The sequence below is a fragment of the Pseudomonas entomophila genome, from assembly GCF_029478665.1.
GTDB classification, from domain to species: Bacteria; Pseudomonadota; Gammaproteobacteria; order Pseudomonadales; family Pseudomonadaceae; genus Aquipseudomonas; species Aquipseudomonas entomophila_F.
The window spans coordinates 59986-75941 of record NZ_JARPQB010000011.1 but is presented as its reverse complement, the minus strand read 5'-3'; the positions used below and the strand labels follow the sequence as shown (position 1 = coordinate 75941).

General features: G+C 62.6%; 22 protein-coding genes. 10 read left to right on the top strand and 12 right to left on the bottom strand.

The features are described from left to right. Window positions 1-37: 37 nt before the first annotated feature. The 7 genes from murA to P5705_RS07585 all read right to left on the bottom strand — a co-directional run bounded on the left by murA (window position 38) and on the right by P5705_RS07585 (window position 4738). A complete protein-coding gene (murA, locus tag P5705_RS07615; protein WP_011532428.1) occupies window positions 38-1303 on the bottom strand; it encodes a UDP-N-acetylglucosamine 1-carboxyvinyltransferase in 1266 nt (421 codons plus the stop codon). 23 nt (window positions 1304-1326) lie between these two features. Next, window positions 1327-1566, bottom strand: coding sequence for a BolA family protein (locus P5705_RS07610; RefSeq protein WP_011532427.1), 240 nt, complete (start codon window positions 1564-1566; stop codon window positions 1327-1329). Window positions 1567-1684: 118 nt separating this feature from the next. Further along, complete coding sequence (locus P5705_RS07605) at window positions 1685-1987, bottom strand: STAS domain-containing protein (protein WP_277460230.1); 303 nt, start codon at window positions 1985-1987, stop codon at window positions 1685-1687. After that, on the bottom strand, window positions 1984-2637 hold the full coding sequence (locus P5705_RS07600) for an MlaC/ttg2D family ABC transporter substrate-binding protein (RefSeq protein WP_277460229.1): 654 nt from the start codon (window positions 2635-2637) through the stop codon (window positions 1984-1986). The genes P5705_RS07605 and P5705_RS07600 overlap by 4 nt, the downstream gene beginning before the upstream one ends. A 9-nt stretch (window positions 2638-2646) precedes the next feature. Further along, window positions 2647-3132, bottom strand: a complete 486-nt coding sequence (mlaD, locus tag P5705_RS07595) for an outer membrane lipid asymmetry maintenance protein MlaD (RefSeq protein WP_011532424.1) — start codon at window positions 3130-3132, stop codon at window positions 2647-2649. Beyond that, window positions 3132-3929, bottom strand: coding sequence for a lipid asymmetry maintenance ABC transporter permease subunit MlaE (gene mlaE / locus P5705_RS07590; protein ID WP_011532423.1), 798 nt, complete (start codon window positions 3927-3929; stop codon window positions 3132-3134). The genes mlaD and mlaE overlap by 1 nt, the downstream gene beginning before the upstream one ends. Then, entirely contained in the window at window positions 3929-4738 is an 810-nt protein-coding gene (locus tag P5705_RS07585) for an ATP-binding cassette domain-containing protein (protein ID WP_011532422.1), read from the bottom strand. Before P5705_RS07585 ends, mlaE begins: the two co-directional genes overlap by 1 nt. A gap of 235 nt (window positions 4739-4973) precedes the next feature. Here P5705_RS07585 and P5705_RS07580 point away from each other — a divergent pair, with 235 nt between their 5' ends. From P5705_RS07580 to P5705_RS07535, 10 genes are all read left to right on the top strand, one after another. After that, complete coding sequence (locus P5705_RS07580) at window positions 4974-5948, top strand: KpsF/GutQ family sugar-phosphate isomerase (protein ID WP_277460227.1); 975 nt, start codon at window positions 4974-4976, stop codon at window positions 5946-5948. Continuing rightward, window positions 5949-6473 carry a KdsC family phosphatase gene (locus P5705_RS07575; RefSeq protein ID WP_240065620.1) on the top strand — a complete coding sequence of 175 codons (525 nt, stop codon included), beginning with the start codon at window positions 5949-5951 and terminating at the stop codon, window positions 6471-6473. 8 nt (window positions 6474-6481) lie between these two features. Then, the gene (lptC, locus tag P5705_RS07570) at window positions 6482-7054 is read left to right on the top strand and encodes an LPS export ABC transporter periplasmic protein LptC (protein WP_277460226.1); all 573 of its coding nucleotides are present in this window, start codon (window positions 6482-6484) and stop codon (window positions 7052-7054) included. Next, window positions 7041-7565, top strand: coding sequence for a lipopolysaccharide transport periplasmic protein LptA (gene lptA, locus P5705_RS07565; protein ID WP_011532418.1), 525 nt, complete (start codon window positions 7041-7043; stop codon window positions 7563-7565). Before lptC ends, lptA begins: the two co-directional genes overlap by 14 nt. Continuing rightward, window positions 7566-8291, top strand: a complete 726-nt coding sequence (gene lptB / locus P5705_RS07560) for an LPS export ABC transporter ATP-binding protein (RefSeq protein ID WP_011532417.1) — start codon at window positions 7566-7568, stop codon at window positions 8289-8291. 172 nt (window positions 8292-8463) lie between these two features. Next, window positions 8464-9960 (top strand): RNA polymerase factor sigma-54, encoded by a 1497-nt coding sequence (locus P5705_RS07555; RefSeq protein WP_277460225.1) that lies wholly within the window; start codon window positions 8464-8466, stop codon window positions 9958-9960. A 78-nt stretch (window positions 9961-10038) separates the two neighbouring features. Continuing rightward, window positions 10039-10347, top strand: a complete 309-nt coding sequence (gene hpf / locus P5705_RS07550; protein ID WP_011532415.1) for a ribosome hibernation-promoting factor, HPF/YfiA family — start codon at window positions 10039-10041, stop codon at window positions 10345-10347. 12 nt (window positions 10348-10359) lie between these two features. Next, window positions 10360-10824, top strand: coding sequence for a PTS IIA-like nitrogen regulatory protein PtsN (gene ptsN / locus P5705_RS07545; RefSeq protein WP_277460224.1), 465 nt, complete (start codon window positions 10360-10362; stop codon window positions 10822-10824). 2 nt (window positions 10825-10826) lie between these two features. Continuing rightward, window positions 10827-11681 (top strand): RNase adapter RapZ, encoded by an 855-nt coding sequence (gene rapZ / locus P5705_RS07540; protein WP_277460223.1) that lies wholly within the window; start codon window positions 10827-10829, stop codon window positions 11679-11681. Between the two features lie 20 nt (window positions 11682-11701). Then, a complete protein-coding gene (locus P5705_RS07535; RefSeq protein WP_011532412.1) occupies window positions 11702-11974 on the top strand; it encodes an HPr family phosphocarrier protein in 273 nt (90 codons plus the stop codon). Window positions 11975-12093: 119 nt separating this feature from the next. Here P5705_RS07535 and P5705_RS07530 read toward each other — a convergent pair whose 3' ends face one another. From P5705_RS07530 to P5705_RS07510, 5 genes are read right to left on the bottom strand one after another with little or no spacing between them, the layout of a single operon-like run. Then, window positions 12094-12987, bottom strand: coding sequence for a ZIP family metal transporter (locus tag P5705_RS07530; protein WP_044487751.1), 894 nt, complete (start codon window positions 12985-12987; stop codon window positions 12094-12096). A gap of 11 nt (window positions 12988-12998) precedes the next feature. After that, window positions 12999-13610: a superoxide dismutase gene (locus tag P5705_RS07525; protein WP_277460222.1), complete on the bottom strand. Its 612-nt coding sequence runs from the start codon at window positions 13608-13610 to the stop codon at window positions 12999-13001. A gap of 1 nt (window position 13611) precedes the next feature. Then, a complete protein-coding gene (locus P5705_RS07520; RefSeq protein WP_277460221.1) occupies window positions 13612-14073 on the bottom strand; it encodes a hypothetical protein in 462 nt (153 codons plus the stop codon). A gap of 16 nt (window positions 14074-14089) precedes the next feature. Next, window positions 14090-15466 (bottom strand): class II fumarate hydratase, encoded by a 1377-nt coding sequence (locus P5705_RS07515; RefSeq protein WP_277460220.1) that lies wholly within the window; start codon window positions 15464-15466, stop codon window positions 14090-14092. After that, entirely contained in the window at window positions 15459-15860 is a 402-nt protein-coding gene (locus P5705_RS07510; protein WP_277460219.1) for a FagA protein, read from the bottom strand. The genes P5705_RS07515 and P5705_RS07510 overlap by 8 nt, the downstream gene beginning before the upstream one ends. Between the last annotated feature and the right edge of the window lie 96 nt (window positions 15861-15956).

Here is a 15956-nt window from a genome sequence, read left to right as displayed (position 1 = left end):
TACGATTCGGCTGGCGCGTCCCTGCGCCGGTCACAGACTAGCCCGGTACGCGGCGGATCTTGGCGCCGAGCATCTGCAGTTTTTCCTCGATGCACTCGTAACCACGGTCGATGTGGTAGATGCGATCGATGAGCGTGTCACCTTCGGCAACCAGGGCCGACAGCACCAGGCTGGCGGAAGCGCGCAGGTCGGTGGCCATCACTGGAGCGCCCTTGAGCGCCTTGACGCCAGTGACGATGGCGGTGTTGCCCTCGACCTGGATCTGCGCGCCCATGCGGTGCATCTCGTACACGTGCATGAAACGGTTTTCGAAGATGGTCTCGATCACCGCGCCAGTGCCTTCGGCGATGGCGTTGAGCGAGATGAACTGCGCCTGCATGTCGGTGGGGAACGCCGGGTACGGCGCGGTACGCAGGTTGACAGCCTTGGGCCGCTTGCCATGCATGTCCAGCTCGATCCAGTCTTCGCCAGTAGTGATGTCGGCACCCGCTTCCTTGAGCTTCTCCAATACGGCTTCGAGAATGGTCGGGTCGGTATCCTTGACCTTGACGCGGCCACCGGTCACGGCAGCAGCGACCAGGTAGGTGCCGGTCTCGATGCGGTCGGGCATGACGCGATAGGTTGCCGAGGCCAGGCGCTCGACGCCATCGATGGTGATGGTGTCGGTACCGGCGCCCTGAACCTTGCCGCCCATGGCATTGATGAAGTTGGCCAGGTCGACCACTTCCGGCTCGCGCGCGGCGTTCTGCAGCACGCTGCGCCCCTTGGCCAGCGCGGCGGCCATCATGATGTTCTCGGTACCGGTCACACTCACGGTATCGAAGAAGAAGTGCGCGCCACGCAGGCCGCCTTCCGGGGCCTTGGCCTTGATGTAGCCACCTTCGACCTCGATCTTCGCGCCCATGGCCTCCAGGCCACGGATGTGCAGGTCGACCGGGCGCGAACCGATGGCGCAACCGCCTGGCAGGGCCACTTCGGCCTCACCGAAACGGGCGACCATCGGGCCCAGCACCAGGATCGAGGCGCGCATGGTCTTGACCAGCTCGTACGGGGCCACCAGGGTCTTGATCGTGCGCGGGTCGATCTCGACCGCCAGCTTCTCGTCGATCACAGGCTCGATGCCCATGCGACCGAACAGCTCGATCATGGTGGTGATGTCGTGCAGGTGTGGCAGGTTGCCCACGGTGACCGGGCCGTCGGCCAGCAGGGTCGCCGCCAGGATTGGCAATGCGGCGTTCTTCGCGCCGGAAATGCGGATTTCGCCGTCGAGGCGCGGGCCGCCAGTGATAATCAGTTTGTCCATACGTCTCTCGCCGCCAAGTTGGCTCAGGTGCGCTCAGCCCAGGCTGCGCTGCTGAAGAATTTCATGGTTACCGCGTGAATGCTGCCGTTCGAGATCCACGGATTGAGGTGAGCATAGATCGCCTGCTGACGCTTGACCGGGCTCAGGCCGGCCAGCTCGTCGCTGATCACGTTCAACTGGAAGTTGCAGCCTTCGCCTTCAACTTCGACCCGGGTTCCCGGCAATTTCTCTTCCAGAAAGCTTTTGACTTCTACGGCCTGCATGCTCAACCTCGATCGGCGCCCAACGCGCGCGGGTCGGCCATCATACAAAAAAGCCCCTCGCCTGCGAAGCCCAAGACGGGGCTCACTGACCGAGGGGCTTTCACCTTGCGGCAGGCCATCAGCCCGCCAGTACCTCATCGAGGTCGTAGACCTCGGCGATTTCGCGCATGTCGTCAGGCATGCCGCGCAGTTCGCAGGCCTTGCCGGCCACCTGGGCGTCACGCATGAAGGCCAGCAGCAGCGACAGGCCGACGCTGCTCGACTTCACCACTGCAGTGCAGTCCAGCACCAGGCGGGCCTCGCCGCTGGCGGCTATCAGTGCCTTGCCCTGCTTGCGCAGGGCCGGGCCGCTGCGGTAGTCCAGCACGCCGGCCAGGCGCAGGACGCCAGGCTCGATCATGCTCACTGCGGCATCGCTCATTTGACTTCCTTGTCCGGCGAGTTGTCAGCGGTCTGCTTGGCCTTGGCCACTTCGCCAGCCCAACCATCGATGGTCTTGTCCAGGCTGTTGCCGTTGCGCTGCATCGCATCCTGGAACTGGTCGCGGAACAGTTTGCCGATGTTGATGCCGTTGACGATGACGTTACGCACCTTCCACTCGCCGCCGATCTTCTCCATGGTGTACTGCACTGGATAGACCGCGCCGTTGGTGCCCGTGATCTTCATGCCGACACTGGTGCGGTCGCCATCCTCAGCCTTGGCTGGGTCGACGACGATGCCCTGGTTGTTGTACTCCAGCAGCGCGTTGCCGTAGAACTGCATCAGGCTGCGCTTGAAGTTCTCCTGGAAGCGCTGCATCTGCTCAGGCGTGGCCTTGCGCGAATACTTGACCGTCATGATGCTCTTGGAGATGCCGTCGGCATCGACCACCGGGCCGAGGTTGTCGTTGAGCGCCTTGTAGAACGCCTCTGGGTTGGCCTTGTACTGCTCCTTGTTGGCTTTGAGGTCGCTCAACAATTGAGTGGTGGTGCCCTGGATGACATCACGGGCGGATTGCCCGGGCGCGGCCAGGGCCAGCAGGGGGAAGGCCGCCAACAGCACCAGCAGGCCACGTCGCAGGATCGAAATCATGGGAACTCCTTAATTAGCCGGTTGAGCTTCTTTCGGTTCCTTGCCCACGGAATTGAGCAGGAACTTGCCGATCAGATCTTCCAGCACCAGCGCCGACTGGGTGTCGTGAATGGTGCTGCCATCCTTGAGAACCGCTTCTTCGCCACCTACGCTGATGCCAATGTATTTCTCACCCAGCAGGCCGGCGGTCAGGATCGAGGCAGTGGAATCGGTCGGCAGGTTGTCGACCTGCTTGTCCAACTGCAACGTGACCCGACCGGTATACGAATCACGGTCCAGATCGATGGCTGTGACCTTGCCAATGGTCACACCGGCCATGGTCACTTTGGCTCTGACCGTCAAACCGGCGATATTGTCGAAGTACGCATAAACTTTGTACGTATCGCTGCTCGGGCTGGCCGACAGCCCGCTGACACGCAGGGCCAGCAGCAGCAGCGCCAGGATCCCGGCCAGGAGGAACAGGCCGACACCGATTTCCAGGGTGCGGTTTTGCATCAGAAATCTCCAAACATCAAGGCGGTCAGAATAAAGTCCAGACCCAGTACTGCCAATGAGGCGTAGACCACGGTCTTGGTAGTGGCACGGCTGATCCCTTCTGAAGTGGGCTCGCAGTCATACCCCTGGAATACGGCGATCCAGGTAACGACGAAGGCGAACACCAAGCTCTTGATCAGCCCGTTGATCACATCGTCGCTGAAAGAAACGCTGTTCTGCATGTTGCCCCAGAACGAACCCTCGTAGACGCCCAGCCAGTCGACGGCGACCCACGAACCGCCCCAGATGCCGACCACACTGAAGATCAGCGCCAGCAGCGGCAGCGAAATGAAACCGGCCCACAGGCGCGGGGCAACGATGTACTTGAGCGGGTCGACACCGATCATTTCCAGGCTCGACAGCTGCTCGGTGGACTTCATGTTGCCGATCTCGGCGGTCAATGCGGAACCTGCGCGCCCGGCGAACAGCAAGGCGGTCACCACCGGCCCCAGCTCACGCAGCAGCGTCAGGGCGACCATCTGCCCCACGGCCTGCTCCGAGCCGTACTTGGTGAGGATGCTGTAGCCCTGCAGCGCCAGCACCATGCCGATGAACACGCCGGATACGACAATGATCGCCAACGACAGCACGCCAACCGAGTAGAGCTGCTTGACCAGCAACTGGAAGCCACCGCCGATGCCGCCGCGACCGCTCAGCGCGTGCCCCAGGAACAGGCACGAACGCCCTAGCACCGCAAGCACGTCGATGGCCGACCGGCCAAACAGACGGATACGTTCGAGTAAGGATTTTCTGCGCATCAACGCGCCCCCAGCAGATCGGCGCGATAGTCAGGCGCGGGAAAATGGAATGGCACCGGACCGTCCGGGTCACCCTTCATGAACTGGCGGATACGCGGGTTGTCCGACCCCATCAGTTCGTCCGGCGTACCCTGCCCCAGTACCTGGCCATCACCCACCACATAGATGTAGTCGGCGATGCTGGCGGTTTCCGCCAGGTCGTGGGAGACCACGATGCTGGTGATCCCCAGGGCGTCGTTGAGCAGACGGATGAGACGGACCAGCACCCCCATGGCAATCGGATCCTGGCCGACGAACGGTTCGTCGTACATGAGGATCTGCGGATCGAGGGCGATCGCGCGGGCCAGCGCCACCCGGCGCTTCATGCCACCGGACAGTTCGTCGGGCATCAGGTCGATGGCGCCACGCAACCCCACCGCCTGCAATTTCATCAGGACGATGTCGCGGATCATCTCGTCGGACAGCTGCGTATGCACGCGCAGCGGAAAGGCGACGTTCTCGAACACATCGAGGTCGGTGAACAGCGCGCCGCTCTGGAACAGCACGCCCATATGCTTGCGGGCGTCGAACAGGTCGCTGCGCGACAACGCGGGCAGGTTCTGCCCGTTGACCCAGACCTCACCACCTGTTGGGCGCAACTGCGCGCCCATCAGGCGCAACAAGGTGGTCTTGCCGCACCCCGAAGGCCCCATGATGCCGGTGACCTTGCCACGGGGAATACGTATGTCCACGTTGCTGAAAATGCTGCGCGAACCGCGCTTGAAGGTGACACCCTTCAACTCGACCGCGTAGGCGCTATCCACACTCATCTAGACTCCTTGCTAGTGCAGCCTCGCACTCATGGACGTTCACCTTCATCGTGAAGGCACACGCGCCCCTGGCAGGCCGAATAGCGGCGAACTATAGCACCGCTGGCAGGCCCTTCCCAAGGGCGTCAAACGTTCCATTCAGGGCGCTGACAGCTATATGTGACATTCGAAGGATGAGCGTTTCACACATTGCGGCTATAATCGCCGCCTTTTCATCAGGCATTGCGTTTTCGACATGAGCCAATCCAGCGAGCTGATCCACTCTGCCCAGCGCACCCTGCGCCTGGAACTCGAGGCCGTAGAGGGCCTGCTGGCCCGTATCGACGGCAACTTCGTCAAGGCTTGTGAGCTGATCCTGGCCAGCAAGGGCCGCGTCGTGGTGGTCGGCATGGGCAAGTCGGGGCACATCGGCAACAAGATCGCCGCCACCCTTGCCAGCACCGGCACCCCTTCGTTCTTCGTGCACCCGGCCGAGGCCAGCCACGGTGACATGGGCATGATCACCCGTGACGATGTCATTCTTGCCCTGTCCAACTCCGGCAGCACCGCCGAGATCGTCACCCTGCTGCCGCTGATCAAGCGCCTGGGGATCCAGATGATCAGCCTTACCGGCAACCCGGACTCGCCCCTGGCGCAAGCGGCCGAGGTCAACCTCGACGCCCGTGTTGCCCAGGAAGCCTGCCCGCTCAACCTGGCCCCCACCTCTTCCACCACCGCCGCGCTGGTGCTGGGCGACGCCCTGGCCATCGCCCTGCTGGAAGCCCGCGGCTTCACCGCCGAGGACTTCGCCTTCTCGCACCCGGGCGGCGCACTGGGCCGACGCCTGCTGCTGAAAGTCGAGAATGTGATGCATTCGGGCGAGGAGCTGCCAAAGGTGCAACGCGGCACGCTGCTCAAGGATGCACTGCTCGAGATGTCCCGCAAGGGCCTGGGCATGACCGTGGTCCTGGAAAGCGACGGCACGCTCGCCGGCGTATTCACCGACGGCGACCTGCGCCGCAGCCTCGACCGCAGCATCGACATCCACAAGACCCTCATCGACGAGGTCATGACCGTCCACGGCAAGACCGCCCGCGCCGAGATGCTCGCCGCCGAAGCGCTCAAGATCATGGAAGACCACAAGATCAGCGCGCTCGTGGTGGTCGACCGGGACGACCGTCCGACCGGCGCCCTGAACATGCACGACCTGCTGCGTGCCGGAGTGATGTAAATGAACCAGGACCTCATGCAACGCGGCAAGGCCATCAAGCTGGCGGTATTCGACGTCGATGGCGTGCTCACCGACGGCCGCCTGTACTTCCTCGAGGATGGCAGCGAGTTCAAGACCTTCAATACGCTCGACGGCCAGGGCATCAAGATGCTCATGGCCTCGGGCGTGACCACCGCGATCATCAGCGGGCGCAAGACCCCCGTGGTCGAGCGTCGGGCGAAGAACCTGGGCATCCCGCACCTGTTCCAGGGCCGCGAGGACAAACAGGTGGTACTCGACGGCCTGCTCGCCGAACTCAACCTAAGCTATGAACAGGTCGCCTATCTTGGCGACGACCTGCCCGACCTGCCGGTAATCCGCCGCGTGGGCCTGGGCATGGCGGTAGCCAATGCCGCGCCGTTCGTTCGCCAGCACGCCCACGGTGTGACCCAGGCACGCGGCGGTGAAGGTGCCGCCCGCGAGTTCTGCGAACTGATCATGCAGGCCCAGGGTACCCTGGACGCTGCCAACGCCAACTACCTGTAAGGCCGCTCATGTTCAGCAAGAAACTTCGTAATTTTGTGCTGTTCGGCGTGATTGCCGCGGTGCTGGCCGCCGTCGGCTACTGGAACGTCAGTCCGGAAAGCTTCCTCGACCAGCCCACCGCCCAGGTCGACGAAAGCGCCATCGACTATTACGCGATCAACGCCCACAGCGTGCAGTTCCTGCCCGACGGCAAGCTGCAATACGAGATGACCGCCGACAAGGTCGAACACCTCAAGGCCAGCGAAGTCACCCTGGTGACCACGCCCGACCTGCACATGTACCGCGGCACCGAGTACCCGTGGCACGTGCAGAGCAAACGCGCCGAGGTCAACCCGGACGGCACCGAGGTCGAGCTGATCGATGACGTGCGCGTGGCACGTACCGACGAAAAGCAACGCGAAACCATTATTACCAGCACCCGCATGACCGTGTTCCCGCAGAAGCAATATGCGCAGACCGAGCAAGCCGTTAGAATCGACGGCGCCGGTGGCACGACTACGGGCAAAGGAATGAAAGCGTATTTGAAAGAAGGCAGGATGGACCTGCTCTCTAACGTAAGAGGACAGTATGAGGCTCGTTAAAACCATCCCCCTTCTGCTCAGCCTGGGCGTAGCACTGGGAAGCGCGAGCGCCTTCGCCCTGCCGAACGACCGTGACCAGCCGATCCGCATCCAGGCGGACAACGCCCACCTGGACGACAAGCAGGGCGTGGCCACCTATACCGGCGATGTGATCATCACCCAGGGCTCGATGATGATCAAAGGCAATACCGTGACCATGACCCGCGCCGCCTCCGGCGACATCGACGTGGTCACTTCGGTGGGCAACCTGGCCTATTTCGAGCAGCAGCAGAGCGCCGCCAAGCCCGACAAGATGAAAGGCTGGGCCGTGACCATCCAGTACCAGGCGCAGAAAGACATGGTGATTCTCACCGACCGCGCCAAGGTCGAGAACGAAGGCAACACCACCGAAGGCGAGAAGATCGTCTACAACACCAAGACCCAGGTGGCGACCGCCGGTCGCGGTGGCAACGTGACTGCACCACGTCAGCGCATCGACATGGTCATTCAACCGAAGAAAAAGGCCGAGTAAATGGCAACCCTCAAAGCCCAGCACCTGGCCAAGAGCTACAAGGGCAGGCAGGTCGTTCGCGACGTAAGCCTGTCCATCGACAGCGGCCAGATCGTCGGCTTGCTCGGCCCCAACGGCGCCGGCAAGACCACCTGCTTCTACATGATCGTGGGGCTGGTCCAGGCGGATCAGGGCCGCGTCCTGATCGACAGCCTCGACGTCAGCCACCAGCCCATGCATGGCCGCGCGCAAGCGGGCATCGGCTACCTGCCGCAGGAAGCCTCGATCTTCCGCAAGCTGTCGGTGGCCGACAACATCATGGCCATCCTCGAGACCCGCAAGGACCTCGACCGCGACGGCCGGCGCAAGGAGCTGGAAAGCCTGCTGCAGGAGTTCCACATCAGCCACATCCGCGACAACCTGGGCATGAGCCTCTCCGGTGGTGAACGCCGCCGTGTCGAAATCGCCCGCGCCCTGGCCACCGCACCCAAGTTCATCCTGCTGGACGAACCCTTTGCCGGCGTCGACCCGATCTCCGTGGGCGACATCAAGCAGATCATCCACCACCTCAAGAACAAGGGCATCGGCGTACTGATCACCGACCACAACGTTCGCGAAACGCTGGACATCTGCGAGACCGCCTACATCGTCAACGACGGCCAACTGATCGCCGAAGGCGATGCCGAGACCATCCTGGCCAACCAGCTGGTCAAGGAAGTCTACCTGGGCCACGAGTTCCGCCTCTGATCCAGGGCCTGCCTGGAGCACTGGCGAACACGCCCGGGACGGGCTTAAGTGTAACAGTGCTCTAGGCAAACGCTGCAATTTCAGGCATACAACTTGCTTAAAGTCGGCGCCCAAGCGCCCTACGTAGTGGATGGCGCATGTGCGCCGGCGAACAAGGTATTAAGCCCCTGCCATGAAACCATCGCTCGTCCTAAAAATGGGCCAGCAACTGACGATGACCCCGCAGTTGCAACAGGCCATCCGTCTGCTTCAGCTCTCCACCCTGGACCTTCAGCAGGAAATCCAGGAAGCGCTGGAGTCCAACCCGATGCTCGAACGTCAGGAAGACGGCGACGACTTCGACAACAGCGACCCGATGGCGGACAACGCCGAGAACAAACCGGCCGCCGAAGTCCAGGACAACAGTTTCCAGGAATCCACCAGCAGCAGCGCGGAAACCCTGGAAGATGGCGAATGGGCCGAACGAATCCCCAACGAGCTGCCGGTCGACACGGCCTGGGAAGACATCTACCAGACCAGCGCCAGCAGCCTCCCCAGCAATGACGACGACGAGTGGGACTTCACCACCCGCACCTCGGTCGGCGAGAGCCTGCAGAGCCACCTGCTGTGGCAGCTGAACCTGGCGCCCATGTCCGACACCGACCGCTTGATCGCCGTCACCCTGATCGACAGCATCAACGAACAAGGCTATCTCGAAGACTCGCTCGACGAGATCTGCGCCGGCTTCGACCCCGAGCTCGATATCGAGCTGGACGAGGTCGAGGCGGTACTGCACCGCATCCAGCAGTTCGAACCCGCCGGCATCGGCGCCCGTTCGCTGGGTGAGTGCCTGTTGCTGCAATTGCGCCAGCTGCCGGCCTCGACACCCTGGATGAGCGAAGCACAGCGCCTGGTCACCGACTTCATCGACCTGCTCGGCAGCCGTGACTACAGCCAGCTGATGCGCCGCATGAAGCTCAAGGAAGATGAACTGCGCCAGGTCATCGAACTGGTGCAGACACTCAACCCGCGCCCCGGCTCGCAGATCGAGTCCAGCGAGCCGGAGTACGTGGTCCCGGACGTCATCGTGCGCAAGGACAGCGAGCGCTGGCTGGTCGAGCTGAACCAGGAGGCCATCCCGCGCCTGCGCGTCAACCCGCAGTACGCCGGGTTCGTCCGCCGCGCCGACACCAGCGCCGACAACACCTTCATGCGTAACCAGCTGCAAGAGGCTCGCTGGTTCATCAAGAGCCTGCAGAGTCGCAACGAGACGCTCATGAAGGTGGCGACGCAGATCGTCGAGCACCAGCGTGGCTTCCTCGACCATGGCGACGAAGCCATGAAACCCCTGGTGTTGCATGACATCGCCGAAGCCGTGGGCATGCACGAGTCGACCATTTCCCGGGTCACCACCCAGAAGTACATGCACACGCCGCGTGGCATCTACGAACTGAAATACTTTTTCTCGAGCCACGTAAGCACCGCCGAAGGCGGCGAATGCTCGTCCACGGCGATCCGCGCGATCATCAAGAAACTGGTAGCGGCGGAAAATCAGAAAAAGCCATTGAGTGACAGCAAGATCGCTGGTTTACTGGAGGCACAAGGCATCCAGGTAGCCCGTCGCACCGTCGCCAAGTACCGCGAGTCGTTGGGTATCGCCCCTTCGAGCGAGCGCAAGCGACTGATGTAGCCCCGGGATGTGCCACAGCGTTTCAGTGGCAGGTGCAATACCTGCCTCTTTATGCACGGGCAACAAAGGAGAAGCTGTATGCAAGTCAACATCAGTGGACAGCATGTAGAAGTCACCCAACCACTGCGCGATTACGTGCTTGAAAAGCTCGCCCGAGTGGAGGGTCATTTCGACAAGATCACCAACGCAACGGTGATCATGAAAGTCGAGAAGCTACAGCAGAAGGTTGAAGCCACACTCCAGATACCCGGTGGCGAAGTGGTCGCCAACGCCGAACACCAAGACATGTATGCAGCGATCGACGCCCTTGCAGACAAGCTCGACCGCCAACTGAAAAAACACAAGGAAAAACAGCAAAGCCTGCTGCAAGGTGCAGCCGCCCGCTGATCCCCCTCATCCATGATCCGACTTGAAACCATCCTGACCCCCGGCCGTTCCCTCGTGAACGTGCCGGGCGGCAGCAAGAAGCGCGCCCTGGAAAAGGTCGCCAACCTGATCGCCGAGCAAGTACCCGAGCTGGAGATGCAAGACGTCTTCGAAAAGCTCGTCGCTCGTGAAAAACTGGGCTCCACCGGCTTCGGCAACGGTATTGCCATCCCGCATTGCCGGCTCGAAGGCTGCATCGCGCCCGTCAGCGCCCTGCTGCATCTGGATGCCCCCATCGATTACGACGCCATCGACGGCGCCCCGGTCGACCTGCTGTTCGTCTTGCTGGTCCCGGAAGCCGCCACCGATGCCCACCTTGAACTGCTGCGCCAGATCGCCAGCATGCTCGATCGCAAGGAAGTTCGCGATCGCCTGCGCGGCGCCGCCAGCAACGAGGCTCTGTACCAGGTAGTCCTGGACGTGCAGAACGAGGCCTGACCATGCGCCTGATCATCGTCAGCGGCCGCTCCGGCTCCGGCAAGAGCACCGCCCTCGACGTACTGGAAGACAACGGTTACTACTGCATCGACAACCTGCCCGCCGGGTTGTTGCCGCAGCTGGCGGAAAACGCATTGATCAACACCGAGTTGCAGCAACCCAAGGTGGCTGTCTCGATCGATGCACGCAACCTGCCCAGCCATCTGACCCGTTTTCCAGAGTTACTGGAGGAAGCACGTAATCGGCATATCCAGTGCGATGTGCTTTATCTGGACGCTGACGAAGACACGCTGCTCAAGCGTTTTTCCGAAACCCGCCGACGCCACCCGCTGACCAACGCCAATCGCTCACTGGCCGAGGCGATTCGGGTCGAAAGTGAGCTGCTCGGGCCAATCGCGGATCTCGCCGACCTGAAGATCGACACCACCAGCCTGAACCTCTACCAGCTGCGCGACTCGATCAAGCTGCGCCTGCTCAATCAGCCGGAACCCGGTACCGCATTCCTCGTCGAGTCGTTCGGTTTCAAGCGTGGCATGCCGGTTGACGCCGACCTGGTGTTCGATGTGCGCTGCCTGCCCAACCCTTACTGGAAACCGGAACTTCGCGAGCATTCCGGGCTCGAACAGCCGGTGATCGACTATCTGGCCGCGCAGCCGGATGTCGAGGAAATGTTCCAGGACATCTCCAGCTACCTGCTCAAATGGTTGCCGCGCTTCGCCGCCAGCAACCGCGCCTATGTCACCATCGCCATCGGCTGCACTGGCGGCCACCATCGCTCGGTGTACATCACCGAACGGCTGGGCCAGTTGCTCCAGCAATCCCTGAAAAACGTCCAGGTCCGCCACCGCGACCTCTAGCCCACAGGATCCGCACCACGATGCCCGCCCGCGAAATCACCATCATCAACAAGCTGGGCCTGCACGCCCGGGCGGCCGCCAAGTTCGTCGGCGTGGCCGGGCGCTTTCCCTGCCAGGTGCGCGTCGGGCGCGCACCGGACAAACTGGTGGATGGCAAGAGCATCATGGCCGTGATGATGCTGGCGGCCGGCAAGGGCACCCAGGTGCATCTGGCCACCGAAGGCGAGCAGGACAACGACGCCATGGACGCGCTGGTGGCGCTGATCAACAACTTCTTCGACGAAGGCGAGTGAGAAGCCCTGCCCTCTGTAGGAGCGGCTTTAGCCGCGATGCAGGCAACGCGGTATCTGGCACCCGCTTCGCGGGTGATCGCGGCTAAAGCCGCTCCTACAGAGGTCGCGCCGCAGGCGCTTCACGACATCGCCGTATCCATCACCATCATCAGGCAGAACCCCACGCACAACCCCAGGCTCGCCAACCGGTGATGCCCGTTGCTGCGCGACTCCGGGATGATTTCCTGGGTCACCACCAGCAACATCGCCCCTGCCGCACAGGCCAGCCCCAGCGGCAACAGCAACTCGGCGACATTCACCAGCCAGGCGCAGATCACCGCGGCCAGCGGCTCGACCAACCCGGACGCGGCTCCGATCAGAAAGGCCTTGAAGCGCGGCATGCCCGCCCCCGCCAACACCAGGGCGATCACCAACCCTTCCGGTACATCCTGCAGGGCAATGCCCATGGCCAGGCTGTCGGCATCGGGCATGCCGCCCCCAGCGGAAACACCGATGGCCATGCCCTCGGGAATGTTGTGGGCAATGATGGCGATGACAAACAGCCAGATCCGTGCGGCAATCACCGGCTGCTGCTCGGTGCCAACCAATGCCTCCGGCGAGGCACCGGAAACCTTCAGGTCGACCAGGAACAGGCACAGTGCCCCAAACAGCAAGCCACTGCTGATCAGACCACCCGCCCCCCACGGGCTGAAACCGACCGCTTGAGCGGCGTCCAGCCCGGGAATGATCAGGGAAAACGCCGTGGCCGCCAGCATCACCCCCGCGCCAAAGCCCAGCAGCGTGTCGGCCAATGCCACCGGCATGTTGCGAATGACCAACACCGGTACCGCGCCCAAAGCTGTCCCCAATGCACACAGCGCTCCACCCTCCAGGGCGCGCAACATGCGTGGCTCCAGCTCCAACCAGGCAATGCCACGGGCCGCGAGCAACGCCGCGCCGACCAGCAACAGCAAGGTCCCCAGCGCCAGGCGGAACAGGCGCACACTGCTGACAGACAACACCTGCGAGCGCATACCGGCCCGACTCACTTCAAGGCTTCAAGGTAGCGACGTTCCACTTCGGACCAGTCGACCACGTTATAGAAGGCACCGATGTATTCCGGGCGACGGTTCTGGTACTTCAGGTAATAGGCGTGCTCCCACACATCCAGGCCGAGAATCGGCGTATTGCCGTGCATCAGCGGGCTGTCCTGGTTACCGCTGCTCTCCACCACCAGCGTGTTTTGCGGCGTGACACTGAGCCAGGCCCAACCGCTGCCGAAACGGGTCAGCGCAGCCTTGGTGAACGCCTCTTTGAACGCGTCAAAGCCACCGAGCTGATCATCGATGGCCTTTGCTACCTGCCCTTGGGGCTGTCCGCCGCCCTTGGGCGACATGACCGTCCAGAACAGGCTGTGGTTGGCATGGCCACCACCTTGGTTGATCACCGCGCCCTGCAGCTTCTCGGGCAATTGCTTGACCGCTGCGACCAATTGCTCCACCGGCCATTCGGCCCACTCGCTGCCCTCGAGGGCGGCATTGAGGTTGTTGATGTAGGTCTGGTGGTGCTTGCTGTGGTGGATCTCCATGGTCTGGGTGTCGATGTGCGGTTCCAGTGCATCGTAGGCGTAAGGCAATGCAGGCAAGGTGTGGGGCATATCAGTGAATTCCATAGGCTGTAGTGCTGTGAGTGGTTTCCGCTTGCGCGACCAGTTCGCTGGTCACCGGTACCTGGCGATGGAGCAGGCGTTCGGTGCGCGGGTACTGCCCGTACTCGGCGATGAAACTCAGCAGTTCGGTGTAGGTCCGCCCACTGTGGCGCAGCGCGGCATCGCGCAGCGCCTGGGGCAGGCGTTGCTCCTGGCTGGCCTGGAGCAGCCGCTGGTGGGCGGCGCACAGGTAGTCGGCGCTTTCGTGCGGTTGATCCAAGCGCAGGTGCAGGTCGGCCAGGTTGTGGTGGGCGATGACCAGCGCGGCCACCGCCTCGTCGACGTCATGCCAGCGCTCGAACAGCACCTGGGCCAACGCCAGCGCCTGCAGGTAGTGTTCCCGAGCATCGACCAGCTCACCCCGTTCGAACAGGTGGTTGGCGATCTGCGTGGTGCGTCTCCAGTGCTGCATGACGTGCCTCCTGGGCTCAGATGCCGCCGGCGGTGAGTTTTTCCGGATCCAGCAGCGCCTCGAGCTGATCGCGCGACAGGTCGGTGTGCTCCAGCGCCACGTCGATGATCGGGCGGCCCTGCTTGTAGGCGGTCTTGGCGATTTCGGCAGCCTTGAGGTAACCGATGATCGGGTTCAGCGCGGTGACCAGTATCGGGTTGCGCGACAACGCTTCCTTGAGCTTGCCTTCGTTGACCTTGAAGGTAGCGATGGCCTTGTCGGCCAACAGGCGACTGGCGTTGGCCATCAGCTCGATGCTTTCCAGCAAGTTGCGGGCAATCACCGGCAGCATCACGTTCAGCTCGAAGTTGCCCGACTGCCCCGCCACGGCGATGGTGGCGTCGTTGCCGATCACCTGGGCTGCAACCATCGCGGTCGCCTCCGGGATCACCGGGTTGACCTTGCCCGGCATGATCGAGGAGCCCGGCTGCAGGCCCTGCAGCTCGATTTCACCCAGGCCGGCCAGTGGGCCGGAGTTCATCCAGCGCAGGTCGTTGGCGATCTTCATCAGTGCCACGGCAGTGGTCTTCAGTTGGCCCGACAGTGCCACGGCGGTGTCCTGGGAACCGATCAGGGCGAACAGGTTCTGGCCCGGCGTAAACTCGACCTTGGTCAACCCGCTCAGTTGACGGGCAAAGCCTGCCGCGAATTGTGGGTGCGCGTTGATCCCGGTCCCCACCGCGGTGCCGCCTTGGGCCAGGGCCTGCAAGCTCGGCAGGGTGGACTCGATATGCGCCAGAGCGCCCCTGATCTGTGCGGCCCAGCCACCGAGCACCTGGCTCATGCGCACCGGCATGGCGTCCATCAAGTGGGTGCGGCCGGTCTTCACGTACTGATGAACCTCGACGGCTTTGCCATCGATCACCTGGACCAGGTGACGCAGGGCAGGCAGCAACTGTTCGTGCAAAGCCAGCGCGGCGCTGACATGGATGGTGGTGGGGATGATGTCGTTGCTGCTCTGGCCGCAGTTGACGTGATCGTTGGCATTGACCGGTTCGCCGAGCACACGGCTGGCCAGGGTGGCGATCACTTCGTTGGCGTTCATGTTCGAGCTGGTGCCGGAGCCGGTCTGGAACACATCCACCGGGAAATGCCGAATGAAGTCCTCGGCCAACAGTTGCTCCACCGCCTTGACGATCGCACCGCCCTGCCCTGCGCTCAGTTGCGCCAATTCGATGTTGGCCTTGGCCGCCGCAGCCTTGGCCAGCAGCAGTGCGCGAATGAACTGCGCTGGCATCGGCTGACCGCTGATCGGGAAGTTGTCGACCGCGCGCTGGGTCTGGGCGCCATACAGGGCCTGGGCCGGCACCTGCAGTTCACCCATGCTGTCGCGTTCGATACGGGTATCACTCATCTTCAAGTCCTTGCATCAGTTCTTCGGGAGAGATCGACGGCAGCAGCACGCAGTTGGCGAGCTGCATTGCGTAGGGTTGCCAGCGCTGGTTGTGTTCGCGGCGGTCGAGGTTGCGCAGGTCGAGCAGTGGCCTCCAGGCCTGGTCCAGGCACAGGCAGCGCCAATGCCAGGGCAGCATGCGGTCGCAGGCGGTATCCAGCAGCAGGCGGAAAGAGGTCAGCGCCACGGTCCAGGGCGAGGTTTCGGTGCAGCACACCAGGTAGCGGCCTTCGGCCAGGTAGTGCTCGATCAGGCGCGGTTCATCAGGCTCGAGGGCGCAGCGAATGCGCCGGCTTAGCCAGCGCCAGTTTTCCAGGTAGGGCAGTTCGTGGAGAACGGATTTCATGAACTTCATCGCCAGGTGACCGGGTAATGATATTCATTATTAGATGATAATCAGAATCACTTCAAGCTTGCCGCGATAAACAAAAAACCGGCACGGTGGCCGGTT